This window comes from Ciceribacter sp. L1K23, assembly GCF_018122705.1.
Lineage (GTDB): Bacteria > Pseudomonadota > Alphaproteobacteria > Rhizobiales > Rhizobiaceae > Allorhizobium.
This window is the reverse complement of the sequence record NZ_JAGRRC010000001.1, coordinates 1856184-1878693: the sequence shown is the minus strand read 5'-3', so window position 1 is coordinate 1878693 and position 22510 is coordinate 1856184. Positions and strand designations below refer to the sequence as shown.

The window sequence follows — 22510 nt, the reverse complement described above, 5'->3', positions numbered from 1 at the left end:
CAGTGCCGCGCGCCAAACGACCGCGGCCGCACGATGGCAAAAGGTCACGCTTTTGGCCTGACAGGGCAGCAAGTCCAAACCTGTGACACCCGGCGGTGACATCCGAATGCCGGATGGGCCAGCCAAACGGGCGACGGCCTTCATCAAGCACTGCACGGCCGCGAACCGGCAAGGGCGACCGCAGCCTCTCACCCCGAGATCCGGGACGAGGCGCTTCGCCACACGGTGACAGACGTCCGGCTCTCTATCCGCTCATGTCCGGGTCACAAGGAAGGCCGAACGGCCCCTTTGTTGAAATGAAAACAACTGCCGTGACGCTCACGGCTCGATACTCACACCAAAATCTTATGGAGTTCAAAGTGCCCAAATTTCTGATCGAACGCAATATCCCCAACGCCAGCGCGCTCAGCGCGTCGCAACTTCGCGACATTTCCGTCAAGTCCAATGCCGTCGTTGCAGGGTTGGACGTGCCCTATGTCTGGCACAATTCCTACGTGGCCGGCGACAAGGTCTATTGCGTGCATGAGGCTCCCGATGCCGACACCATCTATCTGCACGCGAAGGAAGGCGGTTTCCCCGCCGATCTGGTGACGGAAATCGTCGCAGAAATCGGCCCCTCCACGGGCGCCTGACGGGGAAAGTGGCAGGAGGCATCCCCCGCGCCTCCTGCCACGAACAGCTCCCATCGACGGATTGGACACACCATGGCACGGTTAGACTGCGACCTCCGGCCGCCAGCGATAGCGACCCAAATAAAGACGCGACGATATCTACCAGGGTGGACAAAGGCCCTGTTCGACCGGATCGTTGCCCACATGGCCGAACGGCGTGAAAGGCGCCAGGCCCTGAATGCCCTCGACAGCCTGCCGCTCGAATTGCGCAAGGATCTCGGCTGGCCGGACATGGAGCGGCCGCGCAGGCGAGAGTGACCGATCCGGACCGGTCTCCCACTAGGAGGTTTCCGGCAGCGCGATGCTGACAGGTTTTGGCATTTGTTGATTGCAGATTGCAACCGGATGCCCGAAGATGTCGCGCGAACGGAGAGGATCATGGCAAGGCTCGTATTCGGAATGAACCAGTCGCTGGACGGCTATGTCGATCACATGAAGTTCCGGCCTGACGCGACGCTGTTTCGTCATTTCGTGAAGGAAACGCAGGAGCAGGCCGGCAGTCTCTATGGCCGGAAGATCTATGACATCATGCGCTACTGGGACGATGAGCAGCCGGACTGGGACGCCGATCACCGGGAATTCGCCGCCGCCTGGTGCCGCCAGACGAAATGGGTGGTGTCGCGCACGCTGACCGAGGTCGGTCCGAACGCGGTTCTCGTCGGCAGCGATCTGGAGGGTGAGGTGCGGCGGCTGAAGGCCGCGGTCGACGGCGAGATCGAGGTCGCCGGGCCCGATCTCGCGAAGACGCTGACGGAACTCGGCCTGATCGACGAATATCGCATCTACCTGCACCCGGTGGTGCTCGGCTCCGGCAGACCCTATTTCGCCGGACCGCGACCGCCGCTGACGCTCATCGGGCATGACCGGATCGGGGAGGATGTTGTGCGGTTAAGATATGTGCCTGGGTGAGGGCAGGCGCGTTTGGGATGTGGTGCCGATATTGCAGGAACACGTTCCTATGAAAAGTCGATGATCATGTCCTCTGCCCTCCCAGGAGCAGCGACCCGCAACCGCATGCCATAGCTCTCGCCCGGACAGAGTGTCAGGCTCGGACTGCCGTGCCGGGCGATTGTGTTCAAGGCCGCGCTTGGCGGTGTGGTGGTGGGCAAGGTCAGCGTGATGTCGAGGATGGTCGTCAAGCCTGCGCCGTGCTGCAGCGCCCCCCGTTTCTCCGGCGGCCATTCTGCCGGTGCCGTTGAACCGGGTGATTCAAACATCATCGGCTGTCGTGGATCGTCGCTGTCGGTCGCGACCGCGATCGACATGCCCTCCGGAAGGTAGGGAGGGCTGAAAGCCCATGTCGCTACATCGATGACGGGGCCGGGCAGGGTGCGCCGCCAGGCAATGCCGAACGGACAGGCATCCGTCTGTCGCCACAACGACCTTTCATAGAGACCAGTGCGTACGATGCGGCTGCTTCTGGCTTCGGCCGCATCCTCGATCCAGAGAAGTTCGAGGAACATGTTGTCGAAGCAGAAGCAGACATTCGCGGTCCCCTGACCCGGATGCCTGCGCCGATAGGTCTCGACAAGACCCATCGCCGTCAGACGGGCAATCTCCGGCCCATCTGGCTCGATAAAGAGAAACACGTGGTCGATCATCCGCGCTCCCGCTACGTCGTCGGGGATGGTAGCCGACTTGGCTCTCGACAGAAAGGCCGGCGGACGCCCCCTCAATCCCGCTTCAATTCCCCCATGCGGTTCCAGGCGTCGAGCCCGGCGATCTTGTAGGCTTCGGCGAGCGTCGGGTAGTTGAAGGTATTTTCGACGAAGTATTCGACGGTACCCTTGAGGTTCAGCACCGCCTGGCCGATGTGGACGAGTTCAGTGGCGCCTTCGCCGACGATGTGGACGCCGAGCAGGCGGCGGGTTTTCAGCGAGAAGATCATCTTCAGCATGCCGCTGTCGAGGCCCATGATGTGGCCGCGCGAGGTCTCGCGGAAATGCGCGATGCCGCATTCATAGGGGATGCCGCGCTGCTGGACTTCTTCTTCCGTCAGGCCGCAGGTGGAAATCTCAGGCACGGCGTAGATGCCGTATGGGAAGAATTGCGGCGGTTCCTGCGCCGGCGCGCCGACGGCATGGCGGGCAGCGATGCGGCCCTGTTCCATCGAGGTCGAGGCGAGCGAGGGAAAGCCGACCACGTCGCCGGCGGCATAGATGCCGGGCACGGATGTCTGAAAGGTGTCGGGATCGACCTTGATGCGGCCGCGATTGTCGGCCTCGAGCCCGATGGCCGGCAGGTTGAGCGTATCGGTGGCGCCGGTGCGGCCGGCGGCGAACAGCACCATTTCGGAATGCAGGATGCGGCCGTTCTTCAGCGTGACCGTGCACTTGCCGGTCTCGTCCTTCTCCACCGTCTCGACCGTCTGGCCGAAGATCAGCTTCATGTTGCGATCGCGCAGCTGGTAGGTGAAGTCCTCGACGATCTCCTTGTCGATGAAGTCGAGCATGGTGTCGCGCGGCTCGACGACGGTGACGGCGGTATCCAGCGCGGAGAAGATGGTGGCGTATTCGATGCCAATGACGCCGGCGCCGATCACCACCATCGAGCGCGGCAGCTCGGTGATCTCGAGGATCTCGTCGCTGTCGATGATCGCCTTGCCGTCGAAGGGGATGTTGGACGGACGGTGCGGGCGGGTGCCGACGGCAAGCAGCACGGCGCTGGCGCCGACATGGACGATCTCGCCGTCCTCCTTGACGATCTCCAGCGTGTCGCGGTCGACGAAGCTCGCCCGGCCGCGCAGCTGGCTGACGCGGTTGCGGGAAAACTGGTGTTCCAAGACGTCGACCTCGTGGTCGAGGGTGATCAGCAGGCGCCGGCGCAGGTCTTCGGCGGAAACGTCCTGCTTGACGCGGTAGGCGCGACCGTAGAAGCCGCGTTCGCGCCAGCCGGTGAGGTTGAGCGCGGTTTCGCGCAGCGTCTTCGACGGGATCGTGCCGGTATGGACGGAGACGCCGCCGACGCGCCGGCCCTGTTCGATCACCAGCACCTTCTTGCCGAGCTTGGCCGCCTGGATTGCCGCGCGGCGTCCGGCCGGTCCGCTGCCGATCACCACGAAATCGTACTGGTTCATGTAAAGCTGTCCTGTCGAAAGGTCGTCTTGAGGGGGCGAGAATCGCCGCACTGCAGCAAGACTAGCGCGGCAATCTAACCGTTTCGTTATCGTTGCATGAAATGCGGCTTGAAAGGTGCGCGTCGGCTGCGGACAGAATCGACAAGTATAACCGTCCAATTCTGATCAGGGTGTGATGCGCGCTATTTCTAAAGATCGCCACTTTTGCTAGAGATGCGCCAAACCGGACGCGCGGGGGCGCCCGTCCTCTCAATTCTCCGGGGTGTGCCCGGTCACCAAGGGAATCGACGCGATGACGTCGCCGCGTGCAAAACAACAATCGCCGGTGTCGCTTGCCGGCATCTTATCCGCCTACAAGGGCCTTCTCTTCACCATCGCCTGGATCAGCGGTGTCGTGAACGTGCTGGCGCTGACCGGCTCCTTCTTCATGTTGCAGGTCTACGACCGGGTGATCCCGAGCGGCAGCCTGCCGACGCTGCTCGGTCTCGTCATCGTCGTGACGGTGCTGTTCGTCTTCTACGGCCTGCTCGAATATCTGCGCTCGGTCATGCTGATCCGCTTCGGCTGGTCGGCCGACCGGCGGCTGAGCGCACCGGTTTACGACGCCGCCATGCGCCTGCCGCTGAAGACCGGCCAGCAGAACGACGGCATGCAGTCGCTGCGCGATCTCGACCAGGTCCGCGCCTTCATGTCCGGCATGGGCCCGTCGGCCTTCTTCGACCTGCCGTGGATGCCGTTCTACATTCTGATCTGCTTCTTCTTCCATGTCTGGATCGGCGTCTTCGCGCTCGTCAGCGCGACGCTGCTGGTCTTTTTGGCCCTCGTCACGGACGTTCGCTCCCGCAAGCCGGTCGAAGAGGCGAACGAGAAGGCCTCGCAGCGCAGCCAGCTCGCCCAGGCGGCCAAGCAGAACTTCGAGGTCCTCTGGGCCATGGGCTTCCACAACCGCATGGCCGAGCGCTGGCTCGCCGCCAACGAGGCCTTCCTCGAAGCGCAGGCTCGCGCCAGCGACACCTCCGGCGGTCTCGGCTCGATTACCAAGATCATCCGCCTCGGCGCCCAGTCGGGCATTCTCGCGGTCGGCGCCATCCTGGTCGTGAACCAGCAGGCGACCGGCGGCATCATCATCGCCAGCTCGATCCTCCTCAGCCGCTCGCTGGCACCCGTGGAACTCGCGATCAGCCAGTGGAAGGGTTTCGTCTCCGCCCGCCAGGGCTGGCACCGGCTGGTGCGGCTGATGGACGTGATGCGCGACGCTCCGCCGACGGTGAAGCTGCCGGCACCCGCAAAAACGCTCTCCGTTTCCGGCCTGACCGTGGCCGCGCCCGGCGGCGCCCGCGCGATCGTCATGGACGCCACCTTTCAGCTGCAGGCGGGCGACGGCCTCGGCATCATCGGACCGAGCGGGTCCGGCAAGTCGACCCTGCTGCGCGCGCTGACCGGCGTGTGGACGCCGGCCCGCGGCGAGGTGCGCCTCGACGGCGCCACGCTCAACCAGTGGGACGCGGCCGAACTCGGACGCCATATCGGCTTCCTGCCTCAGCAGGTCTCGCTGTTTTCCGGCACCATCGCGGAAAACATTGCCCGTTTCGATCCGGATGCGAAGTCCGAAGACATCCTGAAGGCGGCGCAGGCTGCCGGCTGTCACCAGATGATCGTCCAGATGCCCGACGGTTTCGACACGCCGATCGGCGAGCAGGGCGGTATCCTGTCGGCCGGCCAGCGCCAGCGCATCGGCCTTGCCCGGGCGCTCTACGGCGATCCCTTCCTCGTCGTCCTCGACGAACCCAACTCCAACCTCGACGCCGAGGGCGAACTGGCGCTCAACGAGGCCATCCTGAGCGTGCGCCGGCGCGGCGGCATCGCCATCGTCGTCGCCCACCGGCCGAGCGCGCTCGCGCCGCTCGACAAGGTGATGATGGTTGCGGCCGGCCGCATCCAGGCCTTCGGTCCGCGCGACGAGGTGCTGCAGAAGGTGACGGCGCCGCTGCCACCGCAGCCGCAGCCGCCGACATCGCCGCAACGGCCGGTGCGGCTGGTTACGGACAAGGAATAGGAGGCGAACATGGCTGTCATCACCCACGGACCGATCGCCACCCCCGGCAAGAGCGTTCGCCTGCAGATGGGCCTCGCCTACGGCGCGCTCTTCCTCCTCGTCGTCGTCATGGGCGGGCTCGCCGCCATGGTCAATCTCTCCGGTGCCGTCGTCACCGGCGGACATCTGGTGGTCGCCACCTATCCGAAGGCGGTCCAGCACCTGAAGGGCGGCATCGTCGCCGAGATCGAGGTCGCCAATGGCGACCGCGTGCATCAGGGCGACCTGCTGATCCGTCTCGACGATACGCAGACAAGGGCGATGCTCGGCATCGTCAGCAACCGCCTGGACGAGATGCATTCCCGCGAGGCGCGGCTGTCGGCCGAAATCGCCGGTTCGGCTTCGGTCGCCTTTCCGCAGGACTTGCTCGACCGCGCCGAGCGCGAACCCGAGGTGGCGCTGCTGATTAGCGCCGAACGCAACCTGTTCGAGGCGCGCCGGTCCTCGCTGACCCGCAAGCGCGAACAGCTCGGCCAGCGGATCGAGCAGCTGCGCCGCGAGATCGAGGGGCTTAAAGCGCAGAGCGCCGGCAAGGCGACCGAGATGGAGCTGATCCGCAAGGAAGCGTCGGGCGTGCGCGAGCTCGTCGGCAAGGAGCTCCTGTCGGTCACGCGATTGAACGCTCTGGAGCGCGAAGAGGCCCGTCTCGTCGGCGAAACCGGCGTGCTTGTCTCATCGATCGCCCAGACCGAGGGCCGGATCGTCGAAACCGATCTGCAGATCCTGCAGCTCGACGACGACCTGCGCAGCGAGGCGGCCGCCGATATCCGCCAGGTACAGGCCGAGATCGCCGAGTTTTCCGAACGGCGCATCGCGGCGGAAGACGATCTGAAGAAGATGGACATCATGGCCCCGCAGGACGGCGTCGTGCATCAGCTGAGCGTGCATGCCCCAGGCGCCGTCGTGACACCGGGAACGCCGATCCTGACGGTCGTGCCTGTCAGCGACAGCCTGATCGCCGAAGTGCGGATCCTGCCGCAGGACATCGACCAGCTGAGCCCGGGCCAGGAGGCGACGCTGCGCTTCAGCGCCTTCCACCACGCCACGACGCCGGAGATCAAGGGCAGGATCGAGCAGGTCTCCGCCGACCTCACCGTCGACCAGCGCAGCGGCATGGGCTACTACGTCGCCCGTATCGGGCTGGAGCCGGAAGAAGTCGCCAAGCTCGGCGCGGTGACGCTGGTGCCCGGCATGCCGGTCGAGGCCTTCATCAGGACCACCGACCGCACGATCCTGTCCTACCTCCTGAAGCCCGCCAGCGACCAGTTCGCACGGGCGTTCCGGGAGGAATAAGGGAAGCGAAAACAAGTGGATAGACATGAAAAAGGCCCCGAGCGGGGCCTTTTTTATTGCGTGGCGAGTTGGTCCTAGAACTTCACGCCGACGCCGGCATTGATGACGTGCTGGCGGAAGTCGACGTCGACGCCGTCGACCTTGGTCTCAAGGTAATCGTTGTAGCGGTATTCCACCCGTCCGAAAACGCGGTCGGTGAAGGCGTAGTCGACGCCGGCGCCGATCGTCCAGCCGTTCAGCATCTTGGTTTCGTCAACAGCCGCGCCCTCGACGTCGAACCGGGTCGCCGTCCAGCCGCCGGCGGCGTAGATGAGCGCCCGGTCCATGGCATAACCGACGCGCCCGCGCACGCCGCCCGTGATCGACGTGTTGCCGGTGTCGCCGGCATAGGTTTCCTCGTTGGCGTCGTAGCTCAGATCGGCTTCGATGCCGAGGATGGTGGAGGGGGCGACCGTCCAGTTGTAGCCGGCGAAACCGCCGAAGCGGGCGCCGTCGAAGTCGAAGGTCTCAGATGCGCCGCCGGCAGAGATCTTGCCGTCGGCCCAGCCGTAACCGGCGTGCAGGCCGACATAGAAACCGTCCCAGGCGAAGGTCGGCATGCTGGGCGCGGCGGCCGGGGCCTGCGGAACATAGTCTACGGCATCGGCCGACATGGCCGAGGTGGCAGCGAGGAGCCCGACAACGGACGCGAGCAGGATGGACTTGATCATGGAAACCCCCGGAAGAAAATTGCAGTTCAGTAGAATTGACGTTTGTCATAACAAAACGACTGGCGGACACGGAGTCCAAGCTTCGCATGGATCGGCGTCGCCAGGATCTTTGCCGTCGGATTTCCAATACATGCCGACAGCCGGATAGCCGTGGATTTGCGGAAACACGTGTCCAAAAACTGCATGCTTTCCGGGACGCAGCGCGTCGTTGGCGCTGGACAGGTCGATCACGAACCGTCAGCATGCGGCGATTATTTCCTGACGATTTTCAATTCCGGCGTGCCGGAAGAGTGCGGGAGGAGACCGATGGAGGCCGGACGGTTCGGATCGAACGAAGCCGCCTACGAGGCCGCCATCCGCCATTGCGCCGGCAGTATTTTGCCGATGCATCTCGGCGAAAAGCTCGTCAACAAGATCTTCGGTCGCTCTATCCAGTCGCATGCCGCAGGCCTGCTTGCCGCGATGCATTGCGAGGCCCAGATCGGCATGGGCGATCCGCCCACACTTGCCGTCCTGCAGCAGAAGATCGGCAGCCCGAGAACGCTTGCCTCCTTTTTCGCGCTCCTGAAGCTGGCAGGGTATATCCGCGCCGTTCCGGTCGAGGGCGATCGCCGGCAGAAGGTGCTGGAGCCGACCCATCTCTTGCTCGACGGGCTGAAGACCTGGCTCGCCCATCACCTGCGCTGCGCCGAGATCGCCGCTGTCGGACTGCCGGCGCCCGGTCTTGCCGACAGGCTGCTGTCTAACGCGGACTATGGTGTCCGCTACGTCGCGGGAACGCGCATGCTGGTCGCGCGGACGCGGGAAGAAATGGCCCGCGACCATGCCTGGGCCTGGTTCGATCGCTACGACTGCGGCGACCGCATCGCGCTGGCGCTCGCCCGTTCGCATTACGATCCTGTGGCGCGGGACGCGCGCGAGGACTGGTTTCCGTTCGAGGCCCGTTCGCTTGCCTCCGCCCTCGGCATCTCGCATTCCCATATCCGCAATGTGCTGAATGGGGCCGAGGCACGCGGCTATCTCAGCCAGGACCGGGGCAGGGGGCGGCTTAGGCTTGAACAGCCTTTTCTCGACGACATGCGAACCTGGCACCTGACCTTCTGGGGCTGGCTGGCCGAGGTGGCGCACGGCGCGGAGCAAGACCCTGAAGCCGAAGGGTCGCGATAGGGGCTAAAGCTGTGCCATAGTGCGGCCGACCCGACGAAAGCGATTCCATGCCGCAGCTGAATAACCGTATCGATCCCGTGTTCGACCGCGAGGGGGTGAAAAACCCCGTCTCGGTGCTGAAACAGGTCTATGGCTATCCGGCCTTTCGCGGAAGGCAGGCCGAGGTGGTGGAGCAGGTGGTGTCCGGCGGCGATGCCGTCGTGCTGTTTCCGACCGGTGCCGGAAAATCGCTCTGCTACCAGATCCCGGCGCTTTGCCGCCAGGGTGTGGGCATTGTCGTCTCGCCGCTGATCGCCCTGATGCGCGACCAGGTGGAGGCGTTGAAACAGCTCGGGGTGCGTGCCGCCGCGCTCAATTCGACGCTCAGTCGCGATGAAGTCGCCGATATCCGCCGCGACATCGCGGAGGGCACGCTCGACATGCTCTACGTGACGCCGGAACGCATCGTGACGCCGGGTTTCCGCGACCTGATCGGCGGCGCCCGGATCGCGCTCTTCGCCATCGACGAGGCCCATTGCGTCTCCCAATGGGGGCATGACTTCCGGCCGGAATATCGCGAACTCGGCCGGCTCGCCGCCGAATATCCGGGCGTGCCGCGACTGGCGCTGACGGCGACCGCCGATCCGCACACCCGTGACGACATCATCGAACGGCTGAGTCTGGGGCAGGCCAAGGTCTTCACCACCTCCTTCGACCGGCCGAACATCACCTACGAGATCGTCGAGCGTGACCAGCCGCGGCAGCAGCTTCTGCGCTTCCTCTCCCGCCACAAGGGATCGAGCGGCATCGTCTACTGCCTCTCCCGCGCCAAGGTGGAGGAGACGGCCGAATGGCTGAACGGGCAGGGCATCCGCGCGCTCGCCTATCACGCCGGCATGGACCGCGCCGTCAGGGACGCCAATCAGGACGCGTTCCTGAAAGAGGAGGAGCTCTGCCTCGTCGCCACGGTCGCCTTCGGCATGGGCATCGACAAACCCAACGTGCGCTATGTCGCCCATCTCGATCTGCCGGGTTCGGTCGAGGCCTATTATCAGGAGACGGGCAGGGCGGGGCGCGACGGCCTGCCGTCCGAGGTCTGGATGGCCTACGGCATGGCCGACGTGATCCAGCGCGGCCGGATGATCGACGGCGGCAACTCAACGGAAGAGGTGAAGCGCGTCGAGCGCGCCAAGCTCAACGCGCTGCTCGCCATCTGCGAGACGCCGCGCTGCCGTCGCCAGGCGATCCTCGCGCATTTCGGCGAAAGCCATGGGGGCCAATGCGGCAATTGCGATACCTGCCTGAAGCCAGTCGAGACCTGGGACGGCACGGAAGCCGCGATCAAGGCGCTCGCCGCCGTCTACCGCACCGGCGAGCGCTTCGGCGCCGGCCACCTGATCGACGTGCTGACGGGGACGGAGAACGAGCGCACCCAGCGCTTCGGCCATGTCGACCTGCCGGTGTTCGGCGCTGGCAGGGATATTCCCACGAAAACCTGGCAATCGGTCTACCGCCAGCTGCTCGCCGGTGGTTTCGTCTGGGTCGACCACGAGGCCTTCGGCGCGCTGAAGCTCGATGGGGAAAAGGCAAGGCCCGTCTTCCGCAAGGAAGAAACGGTGCTGTTCCGCAAGGACCGTCCGACCAAGGGCAAGACCTCGAAGGCATCTTCGCCGCGCGCCGCGAGCGCCCGCGCCAGCCTCGACCAGGCCGATGGCGAACTGTTCGAGGCACTTCGCGCGAAACGGATGGAGCTCGCCAAGGAACTCGCTGTGCCGCCGTATGTCATCTTCCCCGACACAACGCTGGTCGCCATGGCGACCGAGCGGCCGATGGACGAGGACGAGATGCTGGATATCTCCGGCGTCGGGCAATCCAAGCTCGAACGCTACGGCGAGGACTTCCTCGAGGTGATCCGAGCGCACAGCCGCTGATGACGGCGATCCGCTCTCCGGGACGTCAGCGGGGGAGCGGAGCGATGATGACCGTATTCATCACGGTCGCCGGTATCCACATCTCGCGTCGCTCCGTGTCGAGCGTGAAATCGGCCGGCCCGAAAATTTCGACGTCGTCATGAATGGTCCCGATGAATTTGCCGTCCGGTTCATGAAGGGTCAGTGTTCCGGCAGTCGACGGGCCGAGCCCGCGCCAGTCCGACACGATGATCGAACCGGTATCCGTCAGGACGATTCCGTCGAGAATGCCATGTGGACCGGCGTCGAGCTTGCGCACCGAACCTGTCGCATCGATCTCGTAAAGATCACCGCCCTCGAAGGCCGCGCCGACCGAAACGACGAGAACACGTGCGTTCTTTTCGTCCCAGACGAGACCGTTGGCGCCGGCTATTCCATCAGCGAAGGCGGCGAAGACGCCGGACGCGGGATCGACGCGATAGACGGTCCCGCGGAATGTGTCGCTGACGATGAGCTTCCCGTCTATCGCAGCGACGTCGTTGAGAAGCGACGGTTCGTTGCCGGGGACTGTTGCCGTCAAGACCTGCTTGCCCGTCAACAGATCGAAGCCGACAATCCGATCGATGTCCGCGACATAGAGCCGTCCGTCCAGTACGGCCATGCCTTTGGGCGCATCGAGTTTCGCATCCGCCGGCGGAAAGGCATGAAGGTTGACGATCCGGCCGTCAGCGTCCAGTGCGCTGATGAAGCCGTCGCCGTCATGAGCGACAGGATCGAGGGACAGCCCGATGTTCGACACGAACCGGCGGCCATTGTCGATCAGAATGCTTTCGGGGTTCTTGAACCCTTCGATGATGCGCCCGGAAGCACGGGCATCGACGCTTGTCGCGCCAAGGGTTGAGACGAGGAGGATGAGCAGGCTGCGAATGTGGGTCGACATGATCTATTTGCTCCGTTTCAGGTGAAGCAAGGCTAGATCAGGTGGCCGCTTCGACCGCTCCCGCATCCGTCAGACCTGAACCCGTTCCGGTCAGGATCGCTTTGTGGCCGACAGGCTCTGCTGCTATTTTGCGGCGGTGATGGATCAAGTGTTCTCCAAGGCAAATCTGGCGCGCCGTTTACTGACGGAACTTGAAAGCTTTCGTGTGTCCGGTACGCCGGGCGTGACCCTGCATGCGGCGGGGCTGTTCTCTTATTGTGCGCTCTCGCGGGAACGGTTGATGCCCGTGCGTCTGAGGTTTCCTGTCGTGGGCATCGTGCTGTCGGGTTGCAAGGAGATATGGAGGGGCGAGCATACCGAACGAATGGATGCCGGTTCGGTTTTCGTGCTGCCCGCCAACGTCGAGCTCGACATTGTCAACGAGCCCGATCCGCGCGTGAATGTCTATCAATCTCTCATCATGGAGATTGAGCCGGACAAGATTCCGGACCTGCCGGAGCCGGACGCACCGCCCGGTGCGCTCTGCGATGATTGCGCTATTCCCCTGACCCCTGGCCTGGTGGACGCGGTGCTGCATGCGGCGCGCAAAATCGCGATGGGGCCGGCCGCCGAACCGGTGCGGACGGCGCGGCTTCTGGAGCTTTTCGCCTTGCTGCGCGGGGAAGCAGCCGCCCGGCCGCTGTTTCGCTTGTCTGTTCCCGAACGCGTCGCGAGGACGGTGCGTGCCGCGCTCGATCGGCCCTGGACGGCGGCGGACGTGGCCCGTCGCCTCGCAATGTCGGAATCGACGTTGCGCCGTCGCTTGGCCGACGAGGGGCAATCATTTTCGGTGATATTGCGTCGGGAGAGAATGCAGGCCGCCCGACGGCTGATTGCCAAAGGGGTCGGAAGCGGCGTTGCCGCCGCTTCGGTTGGCTATTCATCGCGTGCGCATTTCGCCGAAGCTTTCCGCGCCACCTTCGGCGACAATCCCAGCGATGTCTGCCCCTCGCTTCATCCGTATCAGCCGTAACTGCGCCAGCCTCGACCTGAAACACCGCCGATCGCTGTCACTGCGCTTTTTGCCGCAGCCGGTCGGTGGCGAGTTCCATCACCAGCACGATCGCGAAGATGACGAGGATGATGGTCGAGGCGTTGCGGTACTGGAAAAGGTCGAAGGCGACTTTCAGTTCCTGGCCGATGCCCCCGGCGCCGACGAGGCCGAGCACGACGGAGGAGCGAACGGCCTTTTCCAGCGCGAACTGCGAGGTGTTGATCAGGGACGGCATGATATCGGGGACGACGGCGCCTGACAGCACCGAGAAGCGGCCGGCGCCGGCGGAAAACAGCGCCTCCTGCGGTTCCTTGTCGGCATCCTCGATCGCTTCGGCGAAGAAGCGGCCGCAGAAGCCGATCGTGTCGACGATGATCGTCATGGTGCCGGCGACGGCGCCGAGGCCGATGGAGGCAACAAAGAGCAGCGCCCAGACCATGTCGGGTACGGTGCGGAACAGCGAGATCATCACCTTGAAGACGTGACGGAAGGGGCCGATCGGCGAGAGCGTGCGCGAGGCGAGCCAGGCGACGGGCAGGCTGAGCAGCACGCCGATGACGGTGCCGACGAAGGCGATCTGCAGCGTCTCGATGGTGCGCCAGGTGACGCGCATCAGGAAACCGGATTCGAGGCTCGGCGGCAGCATGCGCTCTATCAGGTTCGCCATGCGCGGCATGCCGTTCAAAAGCTGGTTCGGCGTCGGAGCAACCTGCGTGGCCGAGACGATCAGCAGGGCGCCGAGCGTGACGAGAAGGGCGAAGGTGAAGGGAGAGGCGCGGAAGAAGCGGGCGGGCACGGCATCACGCATGGAAAACACCGTCCAGGCGTTCGCGGTCGACATCGGCGACCGGAAGGTCGAAATGCACGCGGCCGGCCTTCAGCGCGACGATCCGGTCGGAAAAGCTCAGCGCATGGTCCATGTCGTGGGTTGTATAGACCAGCGTGATGCCCTTTTCGCGAACGAGGTCGGAGAAGAGCGCCATGACGTCGCGGCCCGCCGTCGGGTCGAGGCTCGCGGCCGGTTCGTCGGCGATCATCAGCTTCGGCTTGCGCACCAGCGCGCGGGCGATCGCGACACGCTGCGCCTGGCCGCCGGAGAGTTCGTCGGCGCGCGAGGTCGCCTTGTGCGAGAGCTTGACCTGGTCGAGCGCGTCCATCGCCTCCTCGCGGGCCTCGCGCTCGGCGATCGCCTGGTGCCAGGCGCGCCAGCTGCCGGGCAGGCCGAGCTTGCCGTGCACGACATTGGTCAACACCGATTGCCGGCGCACGAGGCCGTGGTTCTGGAAGACGAAGCCGATCTGCTGGCGCATGCGCTTCAGCTGCGTGCCGTTGGGCGCGCTGCGGAAGGCTTCCCCGAGAGTCGAGATCTCGCCGTCGCAGAACGGCGTGTGGCCGATCAGGCATTTGAGCAGCGTCGACTTGCCGACCCCGTTGGCGCCGACCAGCGCGACGCGCTCGCCGCCGCGAATGCGGATGTCGACACCCGAAAACACCGGTTTGCCATTGGGATAGCCCTTCTTCAGGCCCTGCGTGCTGATGACGTCCATCGTGGTCTTCTTTCTGCTGACATGACGAGAGGCCGGCGCTGATGGCGCCGGCCTTGTGGCTAGATCGGTGCGATCCGCTCAGTTGACGAAGTCGTTGAAGGTGTCGACGCCGATCGTGCGGTACATCGAGCGCACGTAGTCGTAGTCGCTGTCCTTGACCTCGGTCAGGAAGAAGCCGCCCTTGAATTTCTGGTTGTCCTCGCCCTGGAGAACGGCGGCCATCAGGTCGTTGCCTTTTTCGGCGAAAGCGGTGCGGACCTTGGTGACCACCTCTTCCGACAGATCCTTGCGGGCGACGAGAATGTCGTTCGGCAGGTCGCGGCCACGGGCGAGAACGGCGAAGGCGACATCCGGAAAGGCTTCACGGATGGAGTTGAGGTGGCCGAAATTGAGGCCGATAGCGGCGATGTCGCCACGGATCAGCGCTTCGGCCGCGACGTTGCGGGCGAGAATGACGGGCTCGTAGTCCTCATTGTACTTGAGGCCGAAATCGGTGAGCGCCTGGGCGGGGCCAAGATGCTGCGAGGTGGAGCCGACCGAGCCGAAGGAGACCTTCTTGCCCTTCAGGTCTTCCAGCGAGCGGATCGGGCCGTTGGCGAGAACGGCGATCTGGGCGAAATAGTCCGGACGCTGCCAGGCGACGACGATCTCGGGCTGGGCGAGTTCCTTCATGACGACGTATTCGGCGGGGCCGGTGAGCACGAGGTCGACCTGTCCGGAATTCATGGCTTCGACCGCCGAGGTGCGCGAGCTGACCGGAAAGAGCTCGATGTCGAGGCCGGTCGCCGCTTCGAGCGCCTTTTCGAACCCGCCGAATTCCTGCTGCAGGGCTTCGAGGCCTTCGATGTCGGTGACGGCGAACTTGACGCTCTCGGCCGCCGCCGGAGCGATGGAGAGCAATGAGAATGCGCAGGCTGCGAGAAGGGAGCGGATCATGAAATTTTCCTTTGCTGTATAGACAGGAACATCTTCCGCGACTATCCCTAGCGGCGACACGTGACGGGCACGTGACAGTTCGCGGGCCCGCAGCCGAAAAACGGACACAGAGAGACGAGCATGAACTGGATCATCCGCAACGGCGCCGTGCTGGGCGCCGAAAGGCTCGACCGCGCCGACCTTTTCATCAACGAGGGCAGGGTGTCCGGACGGGCGTCCGGCGGCCGCGAGATCGACGCCGAAGGACTGCTCGTCCTTTCGGGAATCGTCGACATCCACGGCGACGGCTTCGAACGGCAGATCATGCCGCGTCCGGGCGTGCGCTTCGACGTCGGGCTGGCGCTGCGCGACACCGATCGGCAGCTGGTGGCGAACGGCATCACCACCGCCTTTCACGGCGTGACTGTTTCCTGGGAGCCGGGGCTGCGGTCGCTAAAGGCGGCGGAGGATTTCGTCACGGCCCTTCTCGCCGCCCGTCCGCATCTTGCCTGCGACACGCGCCTGCACCTGCGCTGGGAAACCTTCGCGCTCGATGCGCTTCCCCAGGTCACCGACTGGCTGGCGCTCGATCCGAAACCGGTCGTGGCCCTCAACGACCACACGACGGGCTCGGTGCTGAAGGGCACGATCGCCCGCAAGATCGGCCAGATGGCGGAACGCTCAGGGCTGTCGCGCGAGGACTACATGACGCTGCTCGACAGCGTCTGGGCGCGGCGGGAAGAGGTGGCGGGCGCCATCGAGCGGCTGGCGACGGCCGCGCGCGACAACGGCAATGTCCTGCTTGCCCATGACGAGGCCTCGCCCGACGAGCGCCGGCATTTCCGGGCGATGGGGGCTGTGTCGTCCGAGTTTCCGCTGACGCTGGAGACGGCGGCTGAGGCGCGCTCCGAAGGCGAACACGTGATCCTCGGCGCGCCGAACGTGGTGCGCGGCGGCAGCCACAACGGCGCGCTCGACGCGACGACGGCGATCCGCGACGGCCTTTGCACCGTGCTCGCCTCCGACTACCACTACCCGTCGCCGCTGCACGCCGCCTTCCGGCTGGCGTCGCCTGAAGACGAGGGGTTCGCGAAGGCCTGGGCGCTGGTCTCCGCCAATGCCGCCGCCGCCGCCGGGCTCAGCGATCGGGGAAGGCTGGAGGAGGGCGCCCGCGCCGATATCGTGCTGGTCGATGCGAAGGATGTGCGCCATCCCAAGGTGGTCGCGACCTTCGTCGGCGGACGGCTCGTCTATTCGGCCGCGACTCTGCTAGCGTCCGAATCCGTGGCCGCCTCGGCCGCCGCCTGACCGGACCGGAACCATGCTCGATACGCCTGAAATCCCGCTCGCCGCCTTTGACGGACTGGTCTTCGGTCCGCGCAGCGACATGCCGATCTGGCAGCAGATCCGCGACCATATCCTTGGCCTCATCGAAGGCGGAATATTGAGGCCCGGCAGTCAGTTGCCGGGAGAAACGCATCTGGCCGCGAGCCTCGGCGTTACCCGTATTACGTTACGTCAGGCGCTGCAGCAATTGCAGAACGAGGGACACCTGACGGCGCGCAAGGGGGTCGGCATCTTCGTGCGCAGCCCCCCGGCGATCTTTTCCGTCCGCGACGGCCATCCGTTCCGGGAAAACATCGAGACCCACAGCGCGCCGATCACGACGGACACGCGGTTCATACGGCGCGAGGCGGCGAGCCACGAACTGGCGGAGCGGCTCCGGATCGGGGAGGGCGCAGAGATCATCCACCTGCGCCGCCTAAGGCTGCTCGGCGACCAGCCGGTCTATGTCAACGACAAGTATTTCCCGGCCGACCGCTTTACCGATTTCGAGGCGGTCTACGCCGAGCGCCAGTCGGTGACGGACGTGTTCCGCGCCCACGGCATCGCCGCCTTCCGGCGCGTCGAGACCCGGATCAGCGGCGGTTTCTCGACGTCGGAGGAGGCGGAAAACCTGCGGCTGACGCCGGGCACACCGGTGTTTCACTTGAACGCCCGCAACGAGGACGGAAATGGACAGACGATCGAATGGACCGCCGGCTGCTGGCCGCTGACCTCGGTCGAATTCGTGTTCGGGGCGAAGTCGGACTAACGCTTCAGATCAGCCTGAGCCCCTTGAGGCTCGCATGGCCGTCCTTGCCGATGATGATGTGGTCGTGGACGGCGATGCCGAGCGGCTTGGCGGTGGCGATGATTTCCTTGGTCATCTCGATATCGGCCCGCGACGGCGTCGGATCGCCGGAGGGATGGTTGTGCACCAGGATCAGCGCGGTGGCCGAAAGCTCCAGCGCCCGCTTGACCACCTCGCGGGTATAGACCGGCGTGTGGTCGACCGTGCCGCGGCCCTGCACCTCGTCGGCGATCAGCGTATTGCGCTTGTCGAGAAAGAGGATGCGGAACTGCTCGCGGTCCTCGTAGGCCATGGCGGTGTGGCAATAATCAATGACGGCGGACCAGGAGGACAGCACCTGCTTGTCGCGCAGCTCGCTTTTGAGCATCCGCTGCGCGATCGCCGCGATGAGCTTGAGGTCGGTCGCGACCGACTCTCCCACCCCCTTCACTTCCTTCAGAAGCGGCACCGGCGCGCCGATGACGCCTGCAAGTGAGCCGAAGCGCGCCAGAAGTGCCTTGGCGGTCGGCTTGGTGTCGCGGCGGGGGATCAGGCGGAAGAGCAGGAGTTCGAGCAGTTCGTAGTCGGCGAGCGCGCCGTCTCCGGCCTCGCGGAAGCGGTCTCTCAGACGGTCGCGGTGGCCGTGGTAGTGCTCGGTTTCGGCTGCCGCAAGAGCGGGCTTTTTCGGGGTGGCGGGCTGGTCGGCGAAGAAGCCGCGCTCGTCCGCCGGGTCGTCCATGATCGACTGGCCCGCGTCCGCGCCGGAGGAAGCGGTGTCACCATCCTGCGGAGCGTCGAGCGGGTCCCGTCCCATGTTGTCATCCCTGGAGTGGCGGAAGGCCCGGCCGGTCGAGGCCGGCGGGCGACAGCGTGAAGATCTCGCAGCCGGTGGCCGTGATGCCGACGGTGTGTTCGTACTGCGCCGTCAGCGACCGGTCGCGGGTGACGGCGGTCCAGCCGTCGGAGAGCACCTTCACATGCGGTTTGCCGAGATTGATCATCGGCTCGATGGTGAAGATCATGCCTTCCTTCATTTCCGGACCTTCGTCGGCGCGCCCGTAATGCAGGATGTTCGGCGCGTCGTGGAACAGGCGGCCGACGCCGTGGCCGCAGAAGTCGCGCACGACGGAGCAGCGCTCGGCCTCCGCATAGGTCTGGATCGCCTCGCCGATGGCGCCGGTGCGGGCACCGGGCCGCACGGCGGCGATGCCGCGCATCAGGCATTCATGGGTGACTTCCAGCAGGCGCTCGGCGGCGCGCTTGATCTGGCCGACCGGATACATGCGGCTCGAATCGCCGTGCCAGCCATCGAGCAGATAGGTGACGTCGATATTGACGATGTCGCCGTCGCGCAGCGGCTTGTCGTCGGGAATGCCGTGACAGACGACGTGGTTGATCGAGGTGCAGACCGAATGCGTGTAGCCGCGATAATTGAGCGTCGCCGGCACGGCGCCGTTGTCCATGCCGAACTCGAAGACGAAGCGGTCGATCGCATTGGTCGTGACGCCGGGCTTGACGATGTCGGCCAGCGCATCGAGGCAGCGGGCGGTGAGCTGGCAGGCCTTGCGCATGCCGTCGAAGTCCTCGCTGCCGTAAAGCCGGATCGCGCCGGTATTCTTGAGCGGCGCGGTTGCCGCGTCGATATAGTTCACCATAGGGGTGCTTTCGCTAAATTTCAGGCTTGTCTCGTACTTAATGCAGCAAGGGCCGGTTCGTCCATGGCGATCGGGCCTTTCGGCGCGATTTCGCTCGGGCTGACGCGGCAATTGACGGCATAGGCCTCGACACCGGCGGCAACCGCGAGCGCGAAGGCCGCCGCATAGGCCGGATCGAGATCGCCCGACAGTTTCAGCCGGTCGCAGTCTTCACGCTGGATCACATAGAGCATCACCGCCCGGTGTCCCGCCGCGACCATCTCCGCGAGATCCGCCAGATGCCGCGCGCCGCGATCGGTCACGGTGTCGGGGAATTCGGCCAGACCCGGAACGCGGGTGAAGTGCACGTTCTTGACCTCGACATAGGCGTCCGGCCGGCCGGGCGAGGAGAGCAGGAAATCGATGCGGGAGTTGCGGGCGTAGCGTTGTTCCCGTCGGATCGTCTCGTAGGTGTGAAGATCGGCGACCATCCCCGCCCGGATCGCCTCCTCGCCGAGCCGGTTGGCGAGTGCTGCGTGAACGCCGACCACCGTCCCCTCCGCCTCGATCAGCTCGAAGGCATAACGATGCTTGCGCGCCGAGCCGAGGTGATCGGAAAGCCAGATGCGCGAACCGGGCGTCGTCAGGCCCAGCATCGAGCCGGTGTTCGGGCAGAACCCGGTGATTTCCGAGCCGTCCTCAAGCACCGCATCGAACAGGAAGCGCTTGTAGCGGCGGATGAGCGTGGCCGGGACCAGCGGCGGGGAGAAGAGCATCGGAGGGGATTAGCGGGTTTTGAGGGAGGCGGCAAATCCTTTGACCGCATCAAACCAGTTGACCCAGGCGACTGATGTTACAGGCTTACATAAGGAAGCGGTCTCTATGCCAAGCGCCGCTTCAGTATTTCTTCCATCAGGCCATCTTCGCGGGGCTGCGCCTTATACTTCACTCCGTCGAGAACGACATCTCCCTTGAAGACCGTATGGCTCAAGTCAACGGATTCATTGAACTCAGCTCCATTCAAGAACAGTTTACGGCCAAAAACAGCTTCCGCGAACGTCACCTTTTCCGCGAACACCGCCGCATCAAAACTTGTCGTGTCCTGAAACGTTGCCCTGACATACGACGCCTCTCCCCTAAAGGTAGAGCGCCCCATGCTGCAGTCGCCCCGGAAGGTCGCACGGTCGAATAAGGCTTCACCATTGAACCTTACATCGCGAAGCCAGAGGTCCCGCTGAAACTCCGCATCGGAAAAGTCAGCGTCCGACAAAAACTGCGCTTGGCGAAATTGACCGCTTCCTGCAAATCGTGCGCTCGTGAATTTCGCCAAGCCGGAGAATTCGGCGCGCTCGAAATAGGCGTCCGAGGAGAAGTTGGCTGCGTCAAACACTCCCTCACCAAAGAACTTGGCGCCATACATGTAGATCTGTCCGGAAAAACGAGTATTGGCGAAATTCGCTAGGGCTGGGAAGATCGCGCCGCTAAAGTCGACGTCCCCGCCAAAGCGTTCTCCTTCGAAATCGGCGCTTGCTACAAGCGCCCATACACCAAACTTATCATCGCTTTCTGCGGGGCGGATCATATTCATCGCGAGCGCCCATGTGTTCCACACATGCATGCCCTGATGCATTCTTCCGAGAGAAGCCTGCCTGCGTTTTCGGAGAAAGTCGCTGTTTACGGCGAGCCTCTCGGACGAAACGTGGTCCCCTAGAAAAGAATCTACCCATGCGTTCGATTCAACAAGCGCCTTTTTCCAATCATTGCGGCTGAAAAAAGTGAGACCAAACATAAGGCAATCCTCCCTTTCCACGGGTTGATTTACCTTACATTAACCTTCCAAGGGTTGCAATTGCTTCGCGCCGTCTACATGTCGCAGAATGGAACGCCGCCCTTCAAGCGCAGGTCACGACGATATGTGTCGATCTCCCGACGAATGGAGGCCCAGGTCGCCAAAAGGTCGGCAAGGTCGGCGCCTTCCTCCATTTGAATTCCGCCTTCCGGCATTCGGTTGGCGGACTGGAGAGGGAGGAGGTTCTTCTTGCTTTTTCGTCTGTCCGTAAAAGATACGATGTCGCCCATACAACCCTCTCGATTCTGCGAACCAGACCGTCTTCGCGTGATTTGCGATGAGGATTGCCGAGTAAGGTTAATAAAAGGCTACTCTGAGTGGTGCGAAACGGTTGCGCTTCTGGGTTGTTGCGGGTTATTTTACCCGTTGAGGAACATGGGGGACACAAATGCAGAAACTGGATTTGTTCATCATCTGTCCGATTGGTAAGCAGCATCATATGAACCGTGGCCATAGCATTCGGGTCAAGGAGATGCTTTTGGATCCAGCGATCAGATGCTTGGAGGAGAAAGAAAACGTTCGCGTTAGTGCCGAGATAGACAACTATGACCTCAGCGCTCGCGATATAGTACAGGGTATAGTTGGAAAGATTATTAGATATGATTTTGTTGTTGCCTTGATTTATGAAAACAATCCAAACGTATATTATGAGCTTGGCGTTGCCCATAGCGCGGGACGCGACGTTGTCATTTTGTTCGAGACTGACAGTGAGCGCGAATCGCTTCCGTTCGATATTACCGGGAGGTCCGTTATTCAATATGAGCGCGGACCGTTCGAGTCGTGGCGCGATGGCCGGCAGCGTTCGGAATTGGATGCAGTCATCGACAAAGTTTATCAGGCTTTAGCCGCAAGCCTTAAGAACAAGACGCAGCCTCGTACCGCATTTAACTCGGAACACTGGGATGCGCTAGGCTCTAGACATTCGAAGTATATCCTGCACGAGCGTTTCACGCAGAGCCTGCCGTATAACGACGTAAAGTCGATGGAATTTTACGATTCCGCGACCAGCTACATGGCGCTTATGGGTATTTCCCTCCATCAACTCACGAGCGCCGGCGAGAACTGGAAGCTTCCTGACGGTAGAAGTGTGAGCTTCTTGAAGTTGCTTGAGCTGCAAGCCCTTAAGAAGGGGCTGACGATAGACATCTTTGTGATGCATCCGGACAATCCGGCGCTGCCGGGAATGTTGAAGGGTTTCATCGAAGACTCGGATGACCCCGATATGCAGCTTCAGATGGTTCAGTCCGAGATCGAGGCGGCGTCAACGCAGTGGCGGTTTCTAATCGACCGGGTGCAGCGAAGGGGAGGCCCGGGACGTGTGCGACTACTTCGTCTGAAACGCGGCATCCCATACAACCGTCTCAGCCTGACCGATCATGCCTTGATCGCGACGCCGTATTTCTATCACAACGTGACGAACGGTACGGGACCTGCCTTGCAGGTTACGCAGGAGACCAGCCTCTATAAGCTCGTTCGAAGTGACCTCGAGTTCCTTCAAAACTCTCCTTCAACGGAGATTTTCGCGTCTCAACCACCGGATGATGTTTTGCCGGGTGCTTAGGAAGGAGCATACCGGAT

General features: G+C 63.6%; 22 protein-coding genes. 10 read left to right on the top strand and 12 right to left on the bottom strand.

Going from position 1 to position 22510, the window contains the following annotated elements:
- The first annotated feature begins 359 nt into the window (after positions 1 to 359).
- Positions 360 to 632 (top strand): DUF4242 domain-containing protein, encoded by a 273-nt coding sequence (locus tag J5J10_RS08840; RefSeq protein WP_211929625.1) that lies wholly within the window; start codon positions 360 to 362, stop codon positions 630 to 632.
- A 417-nt stretch (positions 633 to 1049) separates the two neighbouring features.
- Positions 1050 to 1580, top strand: a complete 531-nt coding sequence (locus J5J10_RS08835; RefSeq protein ID WP_211929624.1) for a dihydrofolate reductase family protein — start codon at positions 1050 to 1052, stop codon at positions 1578 to 1580.
- Positions 1581 to 1627: 47 nt separating this feature from the next.
- Here the strand turns inward: J5J10_RS08835 and J5J10_RS08830 are convergent, their stop codons facing one another.
- Both J5J10_RS08830 and sthA read right to left on the bottom strand, forming a co-directional pair.
- Positions 1628 to 2272, bottom strand: coding sequence for a VOC family protein (locus tag J5J10_RS08830; RefSeq protein WP_211929623.1), 645 nt, complete (start codon positions 2270 to 2272; stop codon positions 1628 to 1630).
- A gap of 71 nt (positions 2273 to 2343) precedes the next feature.
- Entirely contained in the window at positions 2344 to 3747 is a 1404-nt protein-coding gene (gene sthA / locus J5J10_RS08825) for a Si-specific NAD(P)(+) transhydrogenase (protein WP_208549757.1), read from the bottom strand.
- A 292-nt stretch (positions 3748 to 4039) separates the two neighbouring features.
- Here sthA and J5J10_RS08820 point away from each other — a divergent pair, with 292 nt between their 5' ends.
- A complete protein-coding gene (locus J5J10_RS08820; protein WP_211929622.1) occupies positions 4040 to 5803 on the top strand; it encodes a type I secretion system permease/ATPase in 1764 nt (587 codons plus the stop codon).
- Between the two features lie 9 nt (positions 5804 to 5812).
- Positions 5813 to 7135 carry an HlyD family type I secretion periplasmic adaptor subunit gene (locus J5J10_RS08815; protein WP_211929621.1) on the top strand — a complete coding sequence of 441 codons (1323 nt, stop codon included), beginning with the start codon at positions 5813 to 5815 and terminating at the stop codon, positions 7133 to 7135.
- Between the two features lie 74 nt (positions 7136 to 7209).
- Here the strand turns inward: J5J10_RS08815 and J5J10_RS08810 are convergent, their stop codons facing one another.
- Positions 7210 to 7842 (bottom strand): outer membrane protein, encoded by a 633-nt coding sequence (locus J5J10_RS08810; RefSeq protein WP_211931187.1) that lies wholly within the window; start codon positions 7840 to 7842, stop codon positions 7210 to 7212.
- Positions 7843 to 8028: 186 nt separating this feature from the next.
- Between J5J10_RS08810 and J5J10_RS08805 the strand changes: the two genes are divergently transcribed.
- Positions 8029 to 9012 (top strand): hypothetical protein, encoded by a 984-nt coding sequence (locus tag J5J10_RS08805; protein WP_211929620.1) that lies wholly within the window; start codon positions 8029 to 8031, stop codon positions 9010 to 9012.
- 47 nt (positions 9013 to 9059) lie between these two features.
- The gene (gene recQ / locus J5J10_RS08800; RefSeq protein ID WP_211929619.1) at positions 9060 to 10922 is read left to right on the top strand and encodes a DNA helicase RecQ; all 1863 of its coding nucleotides are present in this window, start codon (positions 9060 to 9062) and stop codon (positions 10920 to 10922) included.
- Positions 10923 to 10947: 25 nt separating this feature from the next.
- Here recQ and J5J10_RS08795 read toward each other — a convergent pair whose 3' ends face one another.
- Positions 10948 to 11841 carry an SMP-30/gluconolactonase/LRE family protein gene (locus J5J10_RS08795; protein ID WP_211929618.1) on the bottom strand — a complete coding sequence of 298 codons (894 nt, stop codon included), beginning with the start codon at positions 11839 to 11841 and terminating at the stop codon, positions 10948 to 10950.
- Between the two features lie 103 nt (positions 11842 to 11944).
- On the opposite strand from J5J10_RS08795, the gene J5J10_RS22700 reads away from it, so the two are divergent.
- On the top strand, positions 11945 to 12853 hold the full coding sequence (locus tag J5J10_RS22700; protein WP_211929617.1) for a helix-turn-helix domain-containing protein: 909 nt from the start codon (positions 11945 to 11947) through the stop codon (positions 12851 to 12853).
- A gap of 37 nt (positions 12854 to 12890) precedes the next feature.
- Here the strand turns inward: J5J10_RS22700 and phnE are convergent, their stop codons facing one another.
- The 3 genes from phnE to J5J10_RS08775 form a co-directional block, all read right to left on the bottom strand.
- Entirely contained in the window at positions 12891 to 13682 is a 792-nt protein-coding gene (gene phnE, locus J5J10_RS08785; protein ID WP_211929616.1) for a phosphonate ABC transporter, permease protein PhnE, read from the bottom strand.
- The gene (locus J5J10_RS08780) at positions 13675 to 14421 is read right to left on the bottom strand and encodes an ATP-binding cassette domain-containing protein (protein ID WP_211929615.1); all 747 of its coding nucleotides are present in this window, start codon (positions 14419 to 14421) and stop codon (positions 13675 to 13677) included. Before J5J10_RS08780 ends, phnE begins: the two co-directional genes overlap by 8 nt.
- 78 nt (positions 14422 to 14499) lie before the next feature.
- Positions 14500 to 15357 carry a PhnD/SsuA/transferrin family substrate-binding protein gene (locus J5J10_RS08775; protein ID WP_211929614.1) on the bottom strand — a complete coding sequence of 286 codons (858 nt, stop codon included), beginning with the start codon at positions 15355 to 15357 and terminating at the stop codon, positions 14500 to 14502.
- A gap of 120 nt (positions 15358 to 15477) precedes the next feature.
- On the opposite strand from J5J10_RS08775, the gene J5J10_RS08770 reads away from it, so the two are divergent.
- Together J5J10_RS08770 and phnF are read left to right on the top strand one after the other, a co-directional pair.
- Positions 15478 to 16644 carry an alpha-D-ribose 1-methylphosphonate 5-triphosphate diphosphatase gene (locus J5J10_RS08770; protein WP_211929613.1) on the top strand — a complete coding sequence of 389 codons (1167 nt, stop codon included), beginning with the start codon at positions 15478 to 15480 and terminating at the stop codon, positions 16642 to 16644.
- Between the two features lie 13 nt (positions 16645 to 16657).
- Positions 16658 to 17431, top strand: coding sequence for a phosphonate metabolism transcriptional regulator PhnF (gene phnF, locus J5J10_RS08765; RefSeq protein WP_211929612.1), 774 nt, complete (start codon positions 16658 to 16660; stop codon positions 17429 to 17431).
- Between the two features lie 4 nt (positions 17432 to 17435).
- Here phnF and radC read toward each other — a convergent pair whose 3' ends face one another.
- The 5 genes from radC to J5J10_RS08740 form a co-directional block, all read right to left on the bottom strand.
- Positions 17436 to 18263: a DNA repair protein RadC gene (gene radC / locus J5J10_RS08760; RefSeq protein ID WP_211929611.1), complete on the bottom strand. Its 828-nt coding sequence runs from the start codon at positions 18261 to 18263 to the stop codon at positions 17436 to 17438.
- Between the two features lie 4 nt (positions 18264 to 18267).
- The gene (gene map / locus J5J10_RS08755) at positions 18268 to 19104 is read right to left on the bottom strand and encodes a type I methionyl aminopeptidase (protein WP_211929610.1); all 837 of its coding nucleotides are present in this window, start codon (positions 19102 to 19104) and stop codon (positions 18268 to 18270) included.
- A 20-nt stretch (positions 19105 to 19124) separates the two neighbouring features.
- Entirely contained in the window at positions 19125 to 19859 is a 735-nt protein-coding gene (gene sfsA, locus J5J10_RS08750) for a DNA/RNA nuclease SfsA (protein WP_211929609.1), read from the bottom strand.
- 104 nt (positions 19860 to 19963) lie between these two features.
- On the bottom strand, positions 19964 to 20872 hold the full coding sequence (locus tag J5J10_RS08745; RefSeq protein ID WP_211929608.1) for a pentapeptide repeat-containing protein: 909 nt from the start codon (positions 20870 to 20872) through the stop codon (positions 19964 to 19966).
- A gap of 74 nt (positions 20873 to 20946) precedes the next feature.
- Entirely contained in the window at positions 20947 to 21162 is a 216-nt protein-coding gene (locus J5J10_RS08740) for a hypothetical protein (protein WP_211929607.1), read from the bottom strand.
- A gap of 158 nt (positions 21163 to 21320) precedes the next feature.
- Here J5J10_RS08740 and J5J10_RS08735 point away from each other — a divergent pair, with 158 nt between their 5' ends.
- Positions 21321 to 22493, top strand: coding sequence for a hypothetical protein (locus tag J5J10_RS08735; RefSeq protein WP_211929606.1), 1173 nt, complete (start codon positions 21321 to 21323; stop codon positions 22491 to 22493).
- The last annotated feature ends 17 nt before the right edge of the window (positions 22494 to 22510 follow it).

Coding starts and splice junctions, on each gene's coding strand:
- J5J10_RS08745 (WP_211929608.1), bottom strand. CDS start 20,872: ATGTTTGGTCTCACTTTTTTCAGCCGCAATGATTGGAAAAAGGCGCTT.
- J5J10_RS08775 (WP_211929614.1), bottom strand. CDS start 15,357: ATGATCCGCTCCCTTCTCGCAGCCTGCGCATTCTCATTGCTCTCCATC.
- phnE (WP_211929616.1), bottom strand. CDS start 13,682: ATGCGTGATGCCGTGCCCGCCCGCTTCTTCCGCGCCTCTCCCTTCACC.
- radC (WP_211929611.1), bottom strand. CDS start 18,263: ATGGGACGGGACCCGCTCGACGCTCCGCAGGATGGTGACACCGCTTCC.
- J5J10_RS08835 (WP_211929624.1), top strand. CDS start 1,050: ATGGCAAGGCTCGTATTCGGAATGAACCAGTCGCTGGACGGCTATGTC.
- J5J10_RS08830 (WP_211929623.1), bottom strand. CDS start 2,272: ATGATCGACCACGTGTTTCTCTTTATCGAGCCAGATGGGCCGGAGATT.
- J5J10_RS08740 (WP_211929607.1), bottom strand. CDS start 21,162: ATGGGCGACATCGTATCTTTTACGGACAGACGAAAAAGCAAGAAGAAC.
- recQ (WP_211929619.1), top strand. CDS start 9,060: ATGCCGCAGCTGAATAACCGTATCGATCCCGTGTTCGACCGCGAGGGG.
- J5J10_RS08770 (WP_211929613.1), top strand. CDS start 15,478: ATGAACTGGATCATCCGCAACGGCGCCGTGCTGGGCGCCGAAAGGCTC.
- J5J10_RS08815 (WP_211929621.1), top strand. CDS start 5,813: ATGGCTGTCATCACCCACGGACCGATCGCCACCCCCGGCAAGAGCGTT.
- sthA (WP_208549757.1), bottom strand. CDS start 3,747: ATGAACCAGTACGATTTCGTGGTGATCGGCAGCGGACCGGCCGGACGC.
- J5J10_RS08735 (WP_211929606.1), top strand. CDS start 21,321: ATGCAGAAACTGGATTTGTTCATCATCTGTCCGATTGGTAAGCAGCAT.
- phnF (WP_211929612.1), top strand. CDS start 16,658: ATGCTCGATACGCCTGAAATCCCGCTCGCCGCCTTTGACGGACTGGTC.
- J5J10_RS08805 (WP_211929620.1), top strand. CDS start 8,029: ATGCTTTCCGGGACGCAGCGCGTCGTTGGCGCTGGACAGGTCGATCAC.
- map (WP_211929610.1), bottom strand. CDS start 19,104: ATGGTGAACTATATCGACGCGGCAACCGCGCCGCTCAAGAATACCGGC.
- sfsA (WP_211929609.1), bottom strand. CDS start 19,859: ATGCTCTTCTCCCCGCCGCTGGTCCCGGCCACGCTCATCCGCCGCTAC.
- J5J10_RS08820 (WP_211929622.1), top strand. CDS start 4,040: ATGACGTCGCCGCGTGCAAAACAACAATCGCCGGTGTCGCTTGCCGGC.
- J5J10_RS08780 (WP_211929615.1), bottom strand. CDS start 14,421: ATGGACGTCATCAGCACGCAGGGCCTGAAGAAGGGCTATCCCAATGGC.
- J5J10_RS08795 (WP_211929618.1), bottom strand. CDS start 11,841: ATGTCGACCCACATTCGCAGCCTGCTCATCCTCCTCGTCTCAACCCTT.